Source organism: Bradyrhizobium lablabi (genome assembly GCF_001440475.1).
Taxonomy (GTDB): domain Bacteria; phylum Pseudomonadota; class Alphaproteobacteria; order Rhizobiales; family Xanthobacteraceae; genus Bradyrhizobium; species Bradyrhizobium lablabi.
Genome location: NZ_LLYB01000134.1, coordinates 260630 through 276696 on the forward strand (window position 1 = coordinate 260630; position 16067 = coordinate 276696).

A 16067-nucleotide genomic window follows, 5' to 3' on the forward strand; every position below is an offset into this window, starting at 1 on the left:
TGTTTCCCGGATTTCGCTGCGCTCCATCCGGGCTACACATCACAGCCCCAGATACGCCCTCCTTACATCCGGATTGACGCGAATGTCCGCCGCACTCCCCTGCATCAGCACGCGCCCGGTCTGGAGAATGTAGGCGCGGTCGGCGATTTCCAGGCACTCCGACATGCGCTGCTCGACGATCAGCACGGTCATGCCGGCATCGCGGATGCGCTTCACCGCCTGGAAGATTTCGTCGACCAGTTTTGGCATGATGCCTTGCGACGGCTCGTCCAGCATCAGGAGCCGCGGGCGCGTCATCAGGGCGCGGCCGATGGCGAGCATCTGCTGCTCGCCGCCGGAGAGCGTTTCGGCGCGCTGCTCCAGCCGCTCCTGCAGGCGCGGAAACAGCTTGAACACGAGATCGAGCGGCGCTTCGCGGTCGGCCTCGCCGCGATAGAGGTAGCTGCCGAGGCGCAGATTGTCGCGCACCGACAGGCGCGGAAACAGCCGACGGTTTTCCGGCACATAGGCGATGCCGCGCGAGGTGATGACGTGCTGCGCCATGCCGTCGATGCGGGTGCCGTCGAACGACACCGTGCCGGAGCGCGGGCGCTCGGCACCGGCAATCGATTTCAACAGCGTCGACTTGCCGGCCCCGTTGGCGCCGGCGACGCAGACGATCTCGCCTTTCTCCACCTCGATCGAGACCGCCGAGATCGCGACCAGGCCCTGATAGGCGGTGGTGACTTCATGCACCGACAGCATGACGGTCTCCCAGATAGGCGGTGATGACTTTCGGATCGCGGACGACGTCGGCGGGCTTGCCCTCGACCAGCACCTTGCCGAGATCGAGCACGATCGCGCGGTCGACCAGCGGCATCACGATCTCCATGACATGCTCGACCATCAGCACGGTGACGCCGGTATCCCGCACCTTGCGCACCAGTTCGACGCCGGTCTTGGCTTCGACAGGCGTCAGTCCCGTGAGCACTTCGTCGAGCAGCAGCAGCTTCGGCTCGGTCGCCAGCGCCCGCGCCACTTCGAGCCGACGCTTCTCGGACGGCACCAGATCGCTCGCCAGCACATTGGCGCGCGGGCCGAGGCCGCAGAATTCCAGCACCTCATGTGCCTTGCGGCGGGCATCGCGCATCACGGTGCTGCGCACCAGCGCGCCGACGATGACGTTGTCGATGACCGTCATGGTCTCGAAACTCTTGACCACCTGAAAGGTGCGGCCGACGCCGCGCTGGCAACGTTCGGCGGCCGGCAATGCGGTGACATCCTCGCCGTCGAAGATGATCGAGCCTTGGGTCGGCGGCAGCACGCCCGCGATCAGGTTGAACAGCGTCGACTTGCCCGCACCGTTCGGGCCGATCAGGCCGACGATCTCGCCGCGCCCGACCGAGATCGAGACGTCGCTGTTGGCGATCAGGCCGCCAAAGCGCTGCCAGACGCCGCGGGTTTCCAGCAAGGGCGTCGTCATCGAACAGCCTCCTTGCGCCTGGGCGAGAGCAGTCCAGCCAGGCTCTTGACCGAGAACAGGCCGATCAGCCCCTGCGGGCGCGCCAGCGAGATCGCGATGATCAGGCCGCCATAGACGATCAAGTCGATACCCTTTCCGGAGCCGCCGACATAGGAGCGCGTCAGTTCGGTGAGCGGGATCAGGATGACCGCGCCCAGCATCGGCCCCCACAGCGTGCCGATGCCGCCGAGCACCGCGGGCAACGCCATCAGCAGCGAGAACTGAAAGCCCATGACGCTTTCGGGATCGATGTAGGAAACGAACTGCGCATAGAAGCTGCCGCCGACCGCGACCAGGAACGCCGACACCGCCGCCGCGCCCATCTTGGAATTGAATACGACGACGCCGAGGCTTTCAGCGGCTTCCGGATTGTCCTTCACCGCCCGCCACCAATAGCCCCATTTGGAATCTTCCAGCCACCAGGTGACGAACCAGGCGACACAGGCCAGCGCCAGCGCGAAGTAGAAATACGGCAGCTTGCTGCGCGGGAATTGGAACTTCAGCCAGCTATCGCCGCGCACCGGGATTTCGATACCCATCGCCGCACCGGCCCAATCCCAATTGTGGAACAGCAGCAGTCCGATTTCGGCGATGACGATGGTGGCGATCACGAAGTAGTGGCCGCGCAGTCGGAAACAGGGATAGCCGAGCGCCATCGCGATCAGCGCGGAGATCACGCCGCCGCCGAGCATGCCGAACCATGGCAGCACGCCGAACTTGGTGAACAGCAGCGCGGTGGTATAGGCGCCAAGCCCGAAATAGAGCGCATGCCCGAGCGAGATCTGCCCGCAATAGCCGGACAGGATGTTCCAGCTTTGCGACAGCGCGCCCCACATCAGGGTCAGCACCATCATGTTCTGGAGGTAGGAGTCCTTGACGAACAGCGGGACGGTGGCCGCGATTGCGGCGAGGACAAAGGCGACGATGAGGTCGCGGCGGCGGCGTTCTGCGAAAGCGGTATCCATCACATCGATCCGAACAGGCCGCGCGGGCGGACAAAGACCACAAGGAGATAGACGGCGTAGATGCCGACCGCCTTCAGCGACGGCGGCAGCAACATCGCAGTGGTGGCCTCGACGAGGCCGACGATGATGCCGCCGGCGAAAGCGCCGAACACGCTGCCGAAGCCGCCGAGCGCCACCGTCACATAGGCGATCAGCGCAAAGGAGGCGCCGACGTCGGGATAGATGTAGAAGAAGATGGCCATGATCGCGCCGGCAAGGCCGACCAGCGCCGCGCCGAGACCCCAGCCCAGCGCAAACACCTTGTTCTTGTCGATGCCGACCAGCGCCACCGCGCCGGCGTCCTCGCGGGTCGCTTCCAGCGCGCGGCCGAAATCGGTGCGGTTGATGAAGAGATAGAGCCCGCCGAACGCCGCGATCGCGACCAGCGCGCCGACCAGTTGCGGCACCGGCAGGAAGATGCCGGCCACCGACACCGTCTTGCCGCCGAGCCATGAATGGGTGACGCTGCGGTAATCCGGCGTGAAGAAATACTGCGTCAGGCCACGCATGACGATGGCCAAACCAAATGTCGAGAAGATCTGCACCATCCCGGCATTGGCTTTGGCGCGCACCGCAAAGCGCACGATCAATAGATAGACCACCGCCCCGAACACGAACAGGGCGGCAGCGACCAGCGGCGCCGACAGCAAGGGATCGATCGCGAAGAACACGAACAGGAAGAACGTCGCGTACATCGCGATCATCAGGAACTCGCCATGCGCGAAGTTCACGACGTCCATCAGGCCGAAGATCAGCGCGAGGCCGACGGCGATGAGGCCATAGAGCAGGCCCATGAGGAGACCGCTGGCGAGGCTTTGAATGATGGCGTCGGCTGTCATGAAAGTCGCTCCAGCCCGGAGGCATTACTCTCAACTTTCGTCATTGCGAGCCAACGGGTCGGCGCGTAGCGCCGCCCGATGACAGGCTCCGCGAAGCAATCCATTCTTTCTTCGTGCGGCACGATGGATTGCTTCGTCGCTACGCTCCTCGCAATGACGAGGGGCGGCAGTCTCTGGCTAGTCGTCACAGTCATATCCCCCGCCCCCGCGTTCCCGTTTTATTTCATCGGCCAAACGGCTTCGGCGATGGCGGCCTGCGGCGGGAAGATGGTGACGAACTTGCCGCCGATATATTGCAGCAGCACCGGGTCGGCGTCGTTGTTCTGGCCGAGCTCGTCGAACTTGACGCGCTTCCAGGGCATGATGGTCTGCTCGCCCGGAATGTCGGTCGCGACCAGCGCCTCGCGGATCTTTTCGCCGTCGGTCGACTTGGCGCGGTTGATGGCATCAGCCATCACCAGGAGCCCCATGAACTGGCGCGAGGTCAGATCGTTGAAATCCTTGCCCGACTTCTCCTTGAACATGGCGTTGATCTTGCCGACCATCGGCCGCTTGGCGGCGAGGTCGAGCGAGAAGCTGCCGCGCGAGATCACGCCTTCGAGCTTGTCGCCGACCGCGTCATAGAGCGCCTTTTCGGAGAAGCCGGCGTCCTGCGCCACGATCGCGTTCGGCTTGTAGCCGAGCTCGGCCATGGTCTTCACCAGCAGGATGCCGTCGGTGGTGTAGCTCGAGGGCATCAGCACGTCGGCATTCGCGGTCTTGAGCTGCTGCACTTCCGCGGACAATGACGGCGAGTTGGAACGGTACTTGATGTCGGAGATGACCTGGTAGCCGCGCTCGGACGCCAGCTTGAGCTGGGTGTTGGCGGAGTCGGTGCCGAAGATGGTGTCTTCGTGGAACAGCGACAGCGTGTCTATCTTCGTGCCCTTCTTCTTCATCGCGTCGAAAAAGCTGAACATCGCCGCCGAGAACATCTCGTCATGGGGCGCGGCGCGGAAATAGAATTTGAGGCCGCGCTTGTGCAGGCTCGGCGAGGAATTGTCCGCCGAGATGAACGGGACCTGGTAGCGCTCGCAGATCTGGCTGACGGTGACCGCGACCGCGCTCTGATAGGTGCCGACGACGGCGCAGACCTTTTCCTGGGTGATCAGGCGCTCGGTCTCGGCGCGGCCTTTCTGCGGATCGGCCTGGTGATCGGCGAAGACGAGGCGGACCTTGGCGCCGCCGAGGCCGGGCAAGCCCTCGCCCTTCGCCAGCGGCAGATCGAAATCGTGGTCCTTGTTGATGATGTCGAGCGCGGTCTCGAACGACTTCTGCGCATCGACGCCCATCTGCGCGCTGGCGCCGGAGAATGGATAGATCACGCCGATCACGACTTCGGACGTCTGCGCGCGGGCCGCGACAGGTCCGAGCGCTGCGGCAGCGGTGGCTCCAAGCAGTACATTACGGCGCGTGATGTTCATGGCGATATCCTTATGCTGGATGGCGACTATCGATGAAACGGGCGATGGTTACGGTAAAGCCTCAATGAGCAGCAGGCGCTGCATCAAAGCACGGCAAGCGCTTTGTTCCTGAGATCGGTCACGAGCATCAATCCGGGCGCGTGCGTGATCGCAAACGGCACCTTCGCGGCCTGGATGACCGATTGCGGGGTCACGCCGCACGCCCAGAACACCGGAATTTCGTCAGCCTCGACCGGCACCGGATCGCCGTAGTCGGGCTTGGCGAGATCGGCAATGCCGATCTGTTCGGGAAGACCAATATGAACCGGCGCCCCATGCACCGAGGGGAAGCGCGACGTGATCTGCACCGCGCGGATCGCATTGGCGGGCTTGAACGGCCGCATCGTCACCACCATCGGTCCGGCAAAGGGCCCGGCCGGGCTGCAGGCGATATTGGTGCGGTACATCGGCACGCGCACGTCGCGCTCGATATGGCGGATCGGCAGACCTTCCTCCAGCAGCGCCTCCTCGAACGAGAACGAGCAGCCGAGCACGAAGGCCACGAGATCGTCGCGCCAGTGCGCCGTGATGTCGGTTGGCTCCTCTAAGATTTCGCCGTCGCGCCAGATGCGATAGCGCGGCAGGTCGGTGCGGATGTCGAGGTCGATGCCGAGCGCGGGAATGCGGGGATCGCCGACGTCGGACATGCCGATGATCGGGCACGGCTTGGGATTGAGCTGGCAGAAGCGGTGAAAGGCGCCCGCGAGTTTTTCCGGCAGGATGGCGAGGTTGCCCTGGACGAAGCCGTTGGCGACGCCTGCGGTGTGATGGGCCATGCCGTTGCGGCAGGCATGGCGGGCCGCGACGCTCGGCGATAAATCCGCCGTATCCTGACCTTGCCGTTCCGTCCTCGCCAAGCTGGTCATCGTTGTCCCCGCTTCCATTCTTGTCGACATCTACTCCCGCATATGGCTATGATAATGTCTAATCGTCTTTTCTAATCAAGTTCAATAAAACAAAATTATCGATCTGCGGGCAGAGGGTGCATGACTGATTTCAAGGCAATTGAGACTTTCATGTGGGTGGTGACGCTCGGCAGCTTTCGCGGCGCGGCCCAGAAGCTCAACACCACCCAGCCCGCGATCTCGCAACGGATCGCCCAGCTCGAACGCGAGGTCGGCGTGCGGCTGCTGCAGCGCGACCGCCGCATGGTGTTGCCGACGCCGAGCGGACGGCAATTGATGGTCTATGCCGAGAAACTGATCGGGCTGCGCTCGGAGATGCTCGCCGTGGTCGGCGATCGCTCGGCGATGCGCGGCGTGCTGCGACTCGGCGTCGCCGAAACCATCGTGCACACCTGGTTGTCGCAGCTCATCAAGAGCGTCAATCACGCCTATCCCAACATCTCGCTCGAAATCGAAGTCGACATCACCTCGAATTTGCGGACGCGCCTCTTGGCGCAGGAGATCGAACTCGCGTTCCTGCTCGGGCCCCTGACGGCGCCGAGCGTCAGCAACCGTGTGCTGTGCGATTATCCGGTCGGGTTCCTCGCCAGCCCCTCGCTCGGGCTCGGCACCCGCCAGTTGACCGTGCATGATCTCGCGAAATTTCCGATCATCACCTTCCCGCGCAAGACCCCGCCCTATGAGGTCGTGCGCTCGCTGTTCAACCGGCCGGACCTGCCGCCGATGCGCCTGCATGCCAGCGCCTCGATTGCGACCGTCATTCACATGGCGATCGAGGGCCTCGGCATTGCCGTGATTCCGACCGCGATCGTCGAAAGCGAAATGACCGACGGACGGCTGCAATTGCTGTCGACCGACGTGCAACTGCCAAAGCTGACGTTTTCGGCGAGCTGGCTGGCCTCGCCCGATACCGTCGCCGTGGAACGCGTGGCCGAGCTCGCCGCAAATCTGGCCCGCGGCGGCGTCATTGTTGACGGGCCGCCGCAGGCGCGTCATTGAAAACGACCGAACAAGAATGAACAAGCGCCTGCCCACCTGATCCCGGAATAGTGCATGACCAAGATCGGCTCCAACCTGCAAATCGATTCCGCCCGGCTGTGGGGCACGATTCACGAAACCGCCAAATTCGGTGCCACGCCGAAAGGCGGCGTACGGCGGCTGACGCTGGGGCCCGAGGACAAGCAGGTGCGCGACTGGTTCCGGAACGCCTGCGAGGCTGCAGGGCTGGAAGTGCATGTCGACGCGCTGGGTTCGATGTTCGGTGTGCGCAAGGGCCGCGACATGTCGAAGCCGCCGGTGGGGCTCGGCTCGCATCTCGACACGCAACCGACCGGCGGCAAATATGACGGCGTGCTCGGCACGCTGGCGGCGCTGGAAGTGGTGCGCACGCTCAACGATGCCGGCATCGAAACCGAGACACCGATCTGCGTCTGCAACTGGACCAACGAGGAAGGCTCGCGGTTTGCGCCGGCGATGATGGCCTCCGCCGCCTATGTCGGCGATTTCACCACCGATGACATTTTGTCGCGCCGGGATGCCGAGGGTGTCACCGTGGCGCAGGCGCTCGACAGCATCGGTTACCGCGGCGATCGGCCGGTGGGAACGCAGAAATTCTCAGGCTTCGTCGAACTGCACATCGAACAGGGCCCGATCCTGGAGGCCGAGAACAAGACCATCGGCGTCGTCGATTCCGGCCAGGGCGTGCTGTGGTACGACGGCAAGATCACCGGCTTCGAGAGCCATGCCGGCTCGACCCCGATGCCGCTGCGGCGCGATGCGCTGGCGACGCTGTCGGAAATCGTGCTGGCGATGGAAGCAATCGCAAAGAAGCACGGCCCGAAGGCGGTCGGCACCATCGGGGAAGCCGTGATCGCCAATCCCTCACGCAACGTCATTCCCGGCGAGATCGCCTTCACCGTGGATTGCCGCAGCGCCGATGCCGCGATCATGGATGCACTGGACAGGGATCTGCGTGCGGCGATTGCCGAGATCGCGGCCCGGCGCAAGGTCGAGGTGCAATTCGACCTGATCTGGCGCAAGCCGCCGACGCATTTCGATCCGAAACTGGTGGATGCGGTGGAGAATGCCGCAAAAATGCTCGGCTATTCGCACCGGCGCATCACTTCCGGCGCCGGCCACGATGCCTGCAACCTCAACACCGTGATGCCGGCGGCGATGGTGTTCGTGCCCTGCAAGGACGGTATCAGCCACAACGAACTCGAAGACGCCACCCAGCCCGATTGCGCGGCGGGCGCCAACGTGCTGATGCATACCGTACTGGCACTGGCCGGCGTCGCATCCTGATATCAAAACAAGAAATGGGGGGAATGCCCATGCGCGGAGTTTTTGTCGACGCCAATGAATCGCTGGCCGTGATCTTCGAACGACTGGAACAGCCCGGCGATCCCAAGGTGCGGATCAACCGCAATCCCGACATCAGCCCGGAGCAATATCCTGAGATCCTCGACGGCGCCGAAATCGCCATCGTCGATCACACCGCGTTGCCGACCGATATCGCGAAGAAATGCGCGGGCCTGAAGCACGTGGTGTTTCTCGGCACCGGCGCGCGCAGCTACATGAGTCCCGACGAGCTCGCCGAGACCGGCATCCACGTGCACCTGATCAAGGGCTATGGTGATACGGCGGTCGCCGAATGCGCCATCGCGCTGATGTGGGAAGGCGCGCGCGGCCTTGCCAAGATGGACCGCGGCATCCGCGCCGGCAACTGGCTGCGCGACGACGGGATGCAGCTCACCGGCAAGACGCTCGGCCTGATCGGTTTTGGCGGCATCGCCGCCGAAGTCGCCCGCATCGCGCTCGGCGCAGGGATGCGCGTGATCGCCTGGAACCGGTCGCCGAAAAAATATCCGAAGGTCGAGTTCCTCGATTTCGACGAAGTGCTGACCGAGAGCGACGTGGTTTCGATCCATCTGCTGCTGAACGACGAGACGCGCGGCATGATCTCGCGCGCCTGCATCGAGGGGATGAAGCCCGGCGTCATCCTGGTCAACACCGCGCGCGGCGCCATCGTCGACGAGGAAGCGATGATCGAAGCCCTGAAATCGGGCCATATCCGTCACGCCGGGCTCGACGTTTTCAACATCGAGCCGCTGCCGGCGGACCATCCGCTGACGGCGCTGCCCAACGTAACGCTATCGGCGCATTCGGCATTCCGCACGCCGGAGGCCAGCGAGAATTTGATGAGTGCGGCCTGGGAGCATTGCCGGCGGATCGCGAGGGGAAAGTAGCCGCAAATCGCTCCTTGCGGGTTTGAACCGGATCCCGAGCCTTTGCGACCACAGGAAGCGTGCGCCCTGCCGGTGCGCGCATCCGAGGTTCACATGCGCTCACGTTTCATGAATTCACTGTTCGATCGAGGTCAGCCCGCTGACGCTGCCGATTCCTACAAACGGCGGCTCGCCATCTACGAAAGCGAACTCGACGAGCCCGAATTCACCTCCCGCGATACGGGCGACCGCCGCATCGACGTTCACGCCTTCGGCCGGGATTTCGTGCCGGATTGCGAGGAGGGTTCGGACGAAGGCTACGTGCTCCTGACCAACGGCATGAGCGAGCAGCGCATGGCCGTGCCGCCTGAGGCGAAGGAGACAAAGGCGCGCGCCGAGCTGATGTGGTACGTCCGCGAGGCAACGACGGAGATTTGCAGCAACCTGCGCTGGCTCGGTTCAGTCCCGTTCATCGACAACACCTGGTTCGGGTTCGGGCACCGTGTGCCCATGCCGGCGCCGCCCGTCCGCGGCACCGACTTCAAGACCTTCCTGTTCCTCACGCCGATCATCACCCCGGACCAGCGCATCGCAGAGCAGCTTTCGAGCGGCGGGGATGCAGCGGAAATTCTGACCGTCAACCTGATCTCCGACCGCGAGTATGAGCTGATCAAGAACGAGGGCCTCGACGCGTTCCTGGATCTTCTTGACGAGAATGGATATCCGCCGATCTTCGATCCGGCACGTAAGTCGTATGTTTAGCCGCAGGGCGCGACAGGGTTCGCCGAGGTAGGTCCCGTTTCCTTCCCCCTGATGGGCAAGGAGGATCGCTGAACGCTGACGCCTCCATCGCCATCACGCGTTTGATTGGCTTCGCGGCCGGCTACGCGGAGCACAACGTGTCTACCGCCGGCACTGTGGGGTCCCCCAACTCTATTGATCTAAGTCAAGCCTGAATAACCTGACCTGCTAGAGCGTAGGTATCAGGGGAAGCAACCGACGCGCGCGACAACGCCAAGGTTGGCTGGCCCCTGCCCTGCTACCCGGAAATTTGCTGGTCGCATCGCTCATTCTATCGGTCCGGGGAACAGGACGATGCGATTGCGTCTGCAGGAGGTTCAGATGAGCAGCCCGTCATCGCCGAGCAATCCCCTGGCTCCGATTGAAGAATTGATGAGGGCCGGCCAGCAATCGATGAAGCAGTTTGATGATGCGATCGCCGCGGCCATGGGCGTGGGCGCCAGCCGTCCGGCGAGTCAGGGAATGTCACCGTTTGCGATGTATCCGGATTACGTGACAGAGGCCTGGCGGCTCTGGAATGCCAGTATCGTCAATGCGTTTGCAGCGGCCGGGACGTCGGTTCAACCCTCGCGAGGCGACAAGCGTTTCAAGGACGACGCCTGGCAGCACTCCCCTTATTACGATCTCCTCAAGCAATCCTATCTGCTCACCTCGAAGCAATTGTCCGACCTGGTCGATCAGGCCCAGGTCGATGACAAATCCAGGCTGCAGCTTCGCTTCTATGCACGGCAGTTCATCGATGCGATGAGCCCGTCCAACTTCCCCGCGACAAACCCGGACGTCATTCGAACCGCAATCCGGACGCGCGCGGCGAGCCTGGCGACCGGAATGCAGAACCTGATCGAGGATCTCAAAAAAGGGCGCATCACCCGGGTTGACGAATCCGCCTTTGAAGTCGGGCGGAACCTTGCGGCAACGCCCGGATCGGTGGTTTTCGAAAACGAGCTGATCCAGCTCATCGAATATACGCCGCAGACGGTCGAGGTCGAGAAGACACCGCTTCTCATCGTGCCGCCCTGCATCAACAAATACTACCTGCTGGATCTCGGCGCAGGCAATTCGTTCGTTGAATATGCCGTCGCTCAAGGCCATCGCGTCTTCCTGATCTCATGGCGCAGCGCGATCCCCGAAACGCAGTATCTGACCTGGGACGACTATCTGAACCTTGGGCCGCTCAAGGCCATCGACGTCGTGCGCGACATCGCCGCTGTCGACAAGATTCATGTGCTGGGTTTTTGCGTCGGAGGCACGATTCTGAGTTGCGCAGCCGGAGTACTGGCCGCTCGCGGAGAGCACAAGCTGGCTACCATGACGCTGCTGACCACGATGGTCGACTTTGTCGATACCGGCGAGATTGGACTCCTGATCGACGAGAATGCAGTCGCCTTGCGGGAGGCAATGATCGGAAGAGGCGGCATCCTGCCGGGCAAGGAACTCGCCTTTACCTTCGGGACTCTCCGCGCCAATGACCTGATCTGGCGCTATGTCGTCGAGAGCTACCTGAAAGGTGCGACGCCCGAGGCGTTCGACCTGTTGTACTGGGATTCCGACAGTGTCAGCCTGCCTGGCCCGATGTACTGCTGGTACACGCGCAACACCTATCTCGAAAACAAGATCAAGGAGCCGGGCAAGACGACGCAGTGTGGCTTGCCGATCGATCTCTCGCAGGTAAGCGTGCCACTGTATCTGCTGGCTTCTCGCGAGGACCATATTGTCCCCTGGCAGAGCGCGTACCGATCGAAGGATCTAATGGGAAAAGATCCTCGTTTCGTGCTGGCGGCCAGTGGTCACGTTGCAGGTGTAATCAACCCACCCGCCCGCAAGAAGCGCAACTTCTGGCTTAATGACAATATCAATCGCGATGCAAAGACCTGGCTGGAGGAAGCCCAGGAGAAGCCGGGAAGCTGGTGGCCCGACTGGGATAATTGGCTGAAGCGTCATTCGAGCGGCAAGATGCGCGCGCCGGCCCAGCCGGGAAACGCCAACTTCAAGATCATTGAGCCGGCGCCTGGAAGATACGTGAAGCAAAAGTCGAATTGACGAACCCGTCCTGCCGTCAATGTCCCTAAAGCAAAGGCAACGCAGATGGACCATCCGCTCAGACGTCCGGAAGAAATTCTGGCCTATCGGTCAATGAAACAAATGCTCAAGCCCAGAGCTCTTTGGAGTGTGGGCCCGGCAGACACCATCCTGTCAGCAGCGAAGATAATGGCCGAAAAGAATATCGGCTTTCTGGTGGTTCTGGAGAATGGAAAGATCGTCGGCGTTCTTTCCGAACGCGATTGCATGCGGCGCGTTGTACTGGCCCGCAAATACCCTGAAGTGACGCTGGTGGTGGACGTCATGGTTCGAGATGTCGTCACGGCCAATCTTGAGAGCACGTTTGCTGATTGTTTGAGATTGATGCACACGAACGGCATTCGTCACCTGCCGGTTGTCGACAACGAGAAGCCGGTTGGCGTCATCTCGGTTCGTGACCTGCTGCGTGAGGCGGTAGAACATCACACCAAGGTCATCAGCGAGCTTGAGCGCGAACGAATGACGATGCTGACGTCAACAGCTTGAGGATAGCCGCGCCCGCTGACCTGCGGTTTTGAAGTGGAGTGTCGCCATGAATCTCCTGATCGTGCTGGCCGCTCTTGTCTTTCTGATGTTTGTCGCCTATCGCGGCTACAGCGTGATCCTGTTTGCTCCGGTCGCCGCTTTGGGCGCCGTGTTGCTGACCGATCCCTCACTGGTCCCGCCGATGTTCTCCAGCGTTTTCATGGAGAAGATGGTCGGCTTCATCAAGAACTACTTTCCTGTGTTCATGCTCGGCGCCGTGTTTGGCAAAGTCATCGAACTCTCGGGTTTCTCGAAGTCGATCGTAGCCGCGGTAATCGGCGTGCTTGGCCGGGAGCGCGCCGTCCTTTCCATCGTCGTGGTCTGCGCGATCCTGACCTATGGCGGCGTGTCGCTGTTCGTCGTGGTGTTCGCAGTCTATCCGTTCGCAGCCGAGATGTTCCGCCAGGGCGATATTCCGAAGCGTCTCATTCCCTGCACGATCGCGCTCGGCGCTTTCAGCTTCACGATGGACGCGCTGCCGGGAACGCCGCAGATCCAGAACATCATTCCGACCACGTTTTTCAACACGACGACGTGGGCCGCGCCAATACTAGGGCTGGTCGGCAGTGTTTTCGTTTTCGGCGTCGGTCTTGCCTACATCGAAAACCGCCGCCGTGCCGCGCAAAAACGCGGAGAAGGGTACGGCACCGAGCTTGTGAACGAGCCCGAGCCGTTCGAGGAAAAGGAATTGCCGAACCCGTGGATCGCCCTTACGCCGCTGGTCGTGGTGGGCGTCATGAACTTCGTATTCACGCAGCTCGTACCTCGCGCCTATGGCGCAGTTCATGAGGTCAATCTCGGCGGCCACCCGATCGTGACGAAAGTCGGTCCGCTGGCGGCTATATGGGCCGTCGAGGGCGCGCTACTGCTCGGCATCCTGACAGTGTTCATCTTTGCCTGGCGTCCCGTGCTGGCGAAGTTCGCGGATGGCAGCAAGGCCGCCGTCGCCGGCGCCCTGCTTGCCTCGCTCAATACCGCCTCCGAATACGGGTTCGGCGGCGTGATTGCGTTGTTGCCGGGCTTTGAGATGGTGGCCGCCGCGCTCCGGGCAATTCCCAATCCGCTCGTGAACGAGGCCGTTACGGTGACGGTGCTCGCCGGCATCACCGGCTCCGCATCCGGAGGCATGAGCATTGCGCTCGCCGCCATGTCCGATGAATTCATTGCCGCTGCGCAGGCCGCCAATATCCCCCTCGAAGTTTTCCATCGGATCGCGGCGATGGCGAGTGGTGGCATGGACACGTTGCCTCATAATGGCGCCGTCATCACCCTGCTTGCCGTGACGGGTCTCACCCACAGGCAGGCCTACGGAGACGTGTTCGTGATCACAATGACGAAAACCGCCGCGGTGTTCGTGGCTATCGCGTTCTTCTATCTTACCGGGTTGTATTGATAAGATTTCAGTGCATCGCCCTGCATAACGAAGGAAGCTGCTCGCCGTGCAGCGAGCCGCCTGCCACATACTCCCCTCATCCTGAGGAGACCGCGCAGCGGTCGTCTCGAAGGATGGCCGCGGGTGAGATCGAGGCCTCATGGTTCTCCGAGCGATGCGAAGTATCGTCCGGAGACGCGCTCCTCACCATGAGGGTTTCAGTCAATCCACCATATCAGCCACGGCCTTGCCGCAGGCCGCGGTGTCCGCGTTGCCGCCGAGGTCGCGCGTGCGCAGCGTGCGTTCGCCGAGGGTGCGCTCGATGGCGCCGACGATGGATTCTGCGGCGTCCTTCTCGCCGAGATGCTCCATCATCATCGCGCCCGACCAGATCATGCCGATCGGGTTAGCAATACCCTGCCCCGCGATGTCGGGCGCCGAGCCGTGCACAGGCTCGAACACGGATGGGAAATTGCCTTCCGGATTGATGTTGCCCGACGGCGCGATGCCGATGGTGCCGGTGCAGGCCGGTCCGAGATCGGAGAGGATATCGCCGAACAAATTCGAGCCGACCACGACGTCGAACCAGTCCGGATGCAGCACGAAGTTCGCGGTGAGGATGTCGATGTGGTACTTGTCCCACTTCACGCCCGGATACTTCTTCGCCATCGCCTCCACGCGCTCGTCCCAATAGGGCATCGTGATCGAGATGCCGTTGGACTTGGTCGCCGAGGTCAGGTGCTTCTTCGGCCGCGATTGCGCCAGCTCAAACGCGAATTTCAGGATGCGGTCGACGCCGGTCCGCGTCATCACCGTCTGCTGCGTGACGAATTCACGGTCGGTATCAGGGAACATGCGGCCGCCGACGGAAGAATACTCGCCCTCGGTATTCTCGCGCACCACCCAGAAATCGATATCGCCGGGCTTGCGGTTGGCGAGCGGCGACGGCACGCCGGGCATCAGCCGCACAGGGCGCAAATTGACATACTGATCGAACTCGCGGCGGAACTTGATCAGCGAGCCCCACAGGGAGACGTGATCGGGAATTTTCGCCGGCCAGCCGACGGCGCCGAAATAGATCGCGTCGTGCTTGCCGATTTCCGCCTTCCAGTCCTCCGGCATCATCTCGCCGTGCTTCTCGTAATAGTCCCAGGAGGCGAAATCGAAATGATCGAATTGGACGGAGACCCCGTGCTTTTTCCCTGCCGCCTCCAGCACGCGCAGCCCCTCCGGCATCACTTCCTTGCCGATGCCGTCGCCGGGAATGACGGCGATCCGATATTGTTTCTTGGCGCTGCTCATCGAGAGTTTCCTTGTTGGCTTTGCTGAGCCGGCTAATGCCGCTTATTTGATTGCCTTGCAATGGACCAAACCTGCCGCCTGCGCAACGCTGCACTGCAATGTTGACCGCCATGGCGCCCCAAGCCTAACAATTTACCGGCCCCCTCTTCCTGCCTCCCTCACCGAAGCGAGAATTCCCATGGATCTGCATCTCCGCGGCAAACGCGTCCTGATCACCGGCGCCTCCAAGGGCATTGGCGCGGCCGCGGCCGAAGCCTTTGCCGAGGAAGGAGCCGACGTCATGCTGGCCGCCCGCAACGGCGAGCAACTCAAGGCGCTGGCCGAGCGGCTGCGCTCGGCGCACCAGATCGGCGCAACCACCCATGTCGTCGACCTGCGCAAGAGCGAGGACATCGCCCGGCTCGTCAAGGAAGCCGCCGATATCGACATCCTCGTCAACAATGCCGGCGACATTCCCGGCGGCTCGGTCGACAAGATCGACGAGGCAACCTGGCGGCACGCCTGGGAGCTGAAGGTGTTCGGCTACATCAACCTCACCCGGGCGATCTACGCGCAGATGAAGGCGCGAGGCGGTGGCGTCATCGTCAACGACATCGGCGCCGCCGGTGAAAAATTCGACGCCAATTACATTTGCGGCAGCGCCGGCAATGCTGCGCTGATGGCGTTCACCCGCGCGCTCGGTGGCAAAAGCCTCGCCGACAACATCCGCGTGGTCGGCATCAATCCCGGCCCGGTCGGCACCGATCGTCACGTGACGCTGCTGAAGACGCGGGCCAGGAACCAGTTCGGCGACGAAAACCGCTACAGGGAATTCCAGAAGGGCATGCCGCTCGGCCGTCCCGCCCATGCGCGCGAGATCGGCGATCTCATGGCGTTCCTGGCATCAGATCGGTCGGGCTATACGTCGGGGGTGATCTTTACCGTCGACGGTGGGCATACGTCGGGCTGGAGTTAGGCGCAGCAGCCTCCACCGTCATTGCGAGCGAAGCGAAGCACTCCACAGCGCCGCA

General features: G+C 62.5%; 15 protein-coding genes. 8 read left to right on the plus strand and 7 right to left on the minus strand.

The window, feature by feature from the left end:
- Positions 1 to 39 precede the first annotated feature (39 nt).
- The 6 genes from CQ14_RS40785 to CQ14_RS40815 form a co-directional block, all read right to left on the minus strand.
- Entirely contained in the window at positions 40 to 744 is a 705-nt protein-coding gene (locus tag CQ14_RS40785; RefSeq protein WP_057863372.1) for an ABC transporter ATP-binding protein, read from the minus strand.
- Positions 728 to 1462, minus strand: coding sequence for an ABC transporter ATP-binding protein (locus CQ14_RS40790; protein ID WP_057863373.1), 735 nt, complete (start codon positions 1460 to 1462; stop codon positions 728 to 730). The genes CQ14_RS40785 and CQ14_RS40790 overlap by 17 nt, the downstream gene beginning before the upstream one ends.
- The gene (locus tag CQ14_RS40795) at positions 1459 to 2466 is read right to left on the minus strand and encodes a branched-chain amino acid ABC transporter permease (protein ID WP_057863374.1); all 1008 of its coding nucleotides are present in this window, start codon (positions 2464 to 2466) and stop codon (positions 1459 to 1461) included. The genes CQ14_RS40790 and CQ14_RS40795 overlap by 4 nt, the downstream gene beginning before the upstream one ends.
- On the minus strand, positions 2466 to 3344 hold the full coding sequence (locus CQ14_RS40800) for a branched-chain amino acid ABC transporter permease (RefSeq protein WP_057863375.1): 879 nt from the start codon (positions 3342 to 3344) through the stop codon (positions 2466 to 2468). Before CQ14_RS40800 ends, CQ14_RS40795 begins: the two co-directional genes overlap by 1 nt.
- Positions 3345 to 3562: 218 nt before the next feature.
- On the minus strand, positions 3563 to 4807 hold the full coding sequence (locus CQ14_RS40810; protein ID WP_057863377.1) for an ABC transporter substrate-binding protein: 1245 nt from the start codon (positions 4805 to 4807) through the stop codon (positions 3563 to 3565).
- An 83-nt stretch (positions 4808 to 4890) separates the two neighbouring features.
- Positions 4891 to 5712 (minus strand): putative hydro-lyase, encoded by an 822-nt coding sequence (locus CQ14_RS40815; protein WP_057863378.1) that lies wholly within the window; start codon positions 5710 to 5712, stop codon positions 4891 to 4893.
- 120 nt (positions 5713 to 5832) lie between these two features.
- Here CQ14_RS40815 and CQ14_RS40820 point away from each other — a divergent pair, with 120 nt between their 5' ends.
- From CQ14_RS40820 to CQ14_RS40850, 7 genes are all read left to right on the plus strand, one after another.
- Positions 5833 to 6750: a LysR family transcriptional regulator gene (locus CQ14_RS40820; protein WP_057863379.1), complete on the plus strand. Its 918-nt coding sequence runs from the start codon at positions 5833 to 5835 to the stop codon at positions 6748 to 6750.
- A 54-nt stretch (positions 6751 to 6804) separates the two neighbouring features.
- Complete coding sequence (locus CQ14_RS40825) at positions 6805 to 8055, plus strand: Zn-dependent hydrolase (protein WP_057863380.1); 1251 nt, start codon at positions 6805 to 6807, stop codon at positions 8053 to 8055.
- Between the two features lie 29 nt (positions 8056 to 8084).
- On the plus strand, positions 8085 to 8999 hold the full coding sequence (locus tag CQ14_RS40830) for an NAD(P)-dependent oxidoreductase (RefSeq protein WP_057863381.1): 915 nt from the start codon (positions 8085 to 8087) through the stop codon (positions 8997 to 8999).
- A gap of 93 nt (positions 9000 to 9092) precedes the next feature.
- Positions 9093 to 9740: a suppressor of fused domain protein gene (locus CQ14_RS40835; protein ID WP_057863382.1), complete on the plus strand. Its 648-nt coding sequence runs from the start codon at positions 9093 to 9095 to the stop codon at positions 9738 to 9740.
- Between the two features lie 360 nt (positions 9741 to 10100).
- Positions 10101 to 11819: a PHA/PHB synthase family protein gene (locus CQ14_RS40840; protein ID WP_063800501.1), complete on the plus strand. Its 1719-nt coding sequence runs from the start codon at positions 10101 to 10103 to the stop codon at positions 11817 to 11819.
- Positions 11820 to 11864: 45 nt separating this feature from the next.
- Positions 11865 to 12344 carry a CBS domain-containing protein gene (locus CQ14_RS40845; protein WP_082650256.1) on the plus strand — a complete coding sequence of 160 codons (480 nt, stop codon included), beginning with the start codon at positions 11865 to 11867 and terminating at the stop codon, positions 12342 to 12344.
- 46 nt (positions 12345 to 12390) lie between these two features.
- On the plus strand, positions 12391 to 13776 hold the full coding sequence (locus tag CQ14_RS40850; protein WP_057863384.1) for a GntP family permease: 1386 nt from the start codon (positions 12391 to 12393) through the stop codon (positions 13774 to 13776).
- Positions 13777 to 13977: 201 nt separating this feature from the next.
- Here the strand turns inward: CQ14_RS40850 and CQ14_RS40855 are convergent, their stop codons facing one another.
- Positions 13978 to 15057, minus strand: coding sequence for a tartrate dehydrogenase (locus CQ14_RS40855; RefSeq protein ID WP_057863385.1), 1080 nt, complete (start codon positions 15055 to 15057; stop codon positions 13978 to 13980).
- 178 nt (positions 15058 to 15235) lie between these two features.
- Between CQ14_RS40855 and CQ14_RS40860 the strand changes: the two genes are divergently transcribed.
- Positions 15236 to 16012, plus strand: a complete 777-nt coding sequence (locus tag CQ14_RS40860) for an SDR family oxidoreductase (RefSeq protein WP_057863386.1) — start codon at positions 15236 to 15238, stop codon at positions 16010 to 16012.
- Positions 16013 to 16067: the final 55 nt, after the last annotated feature.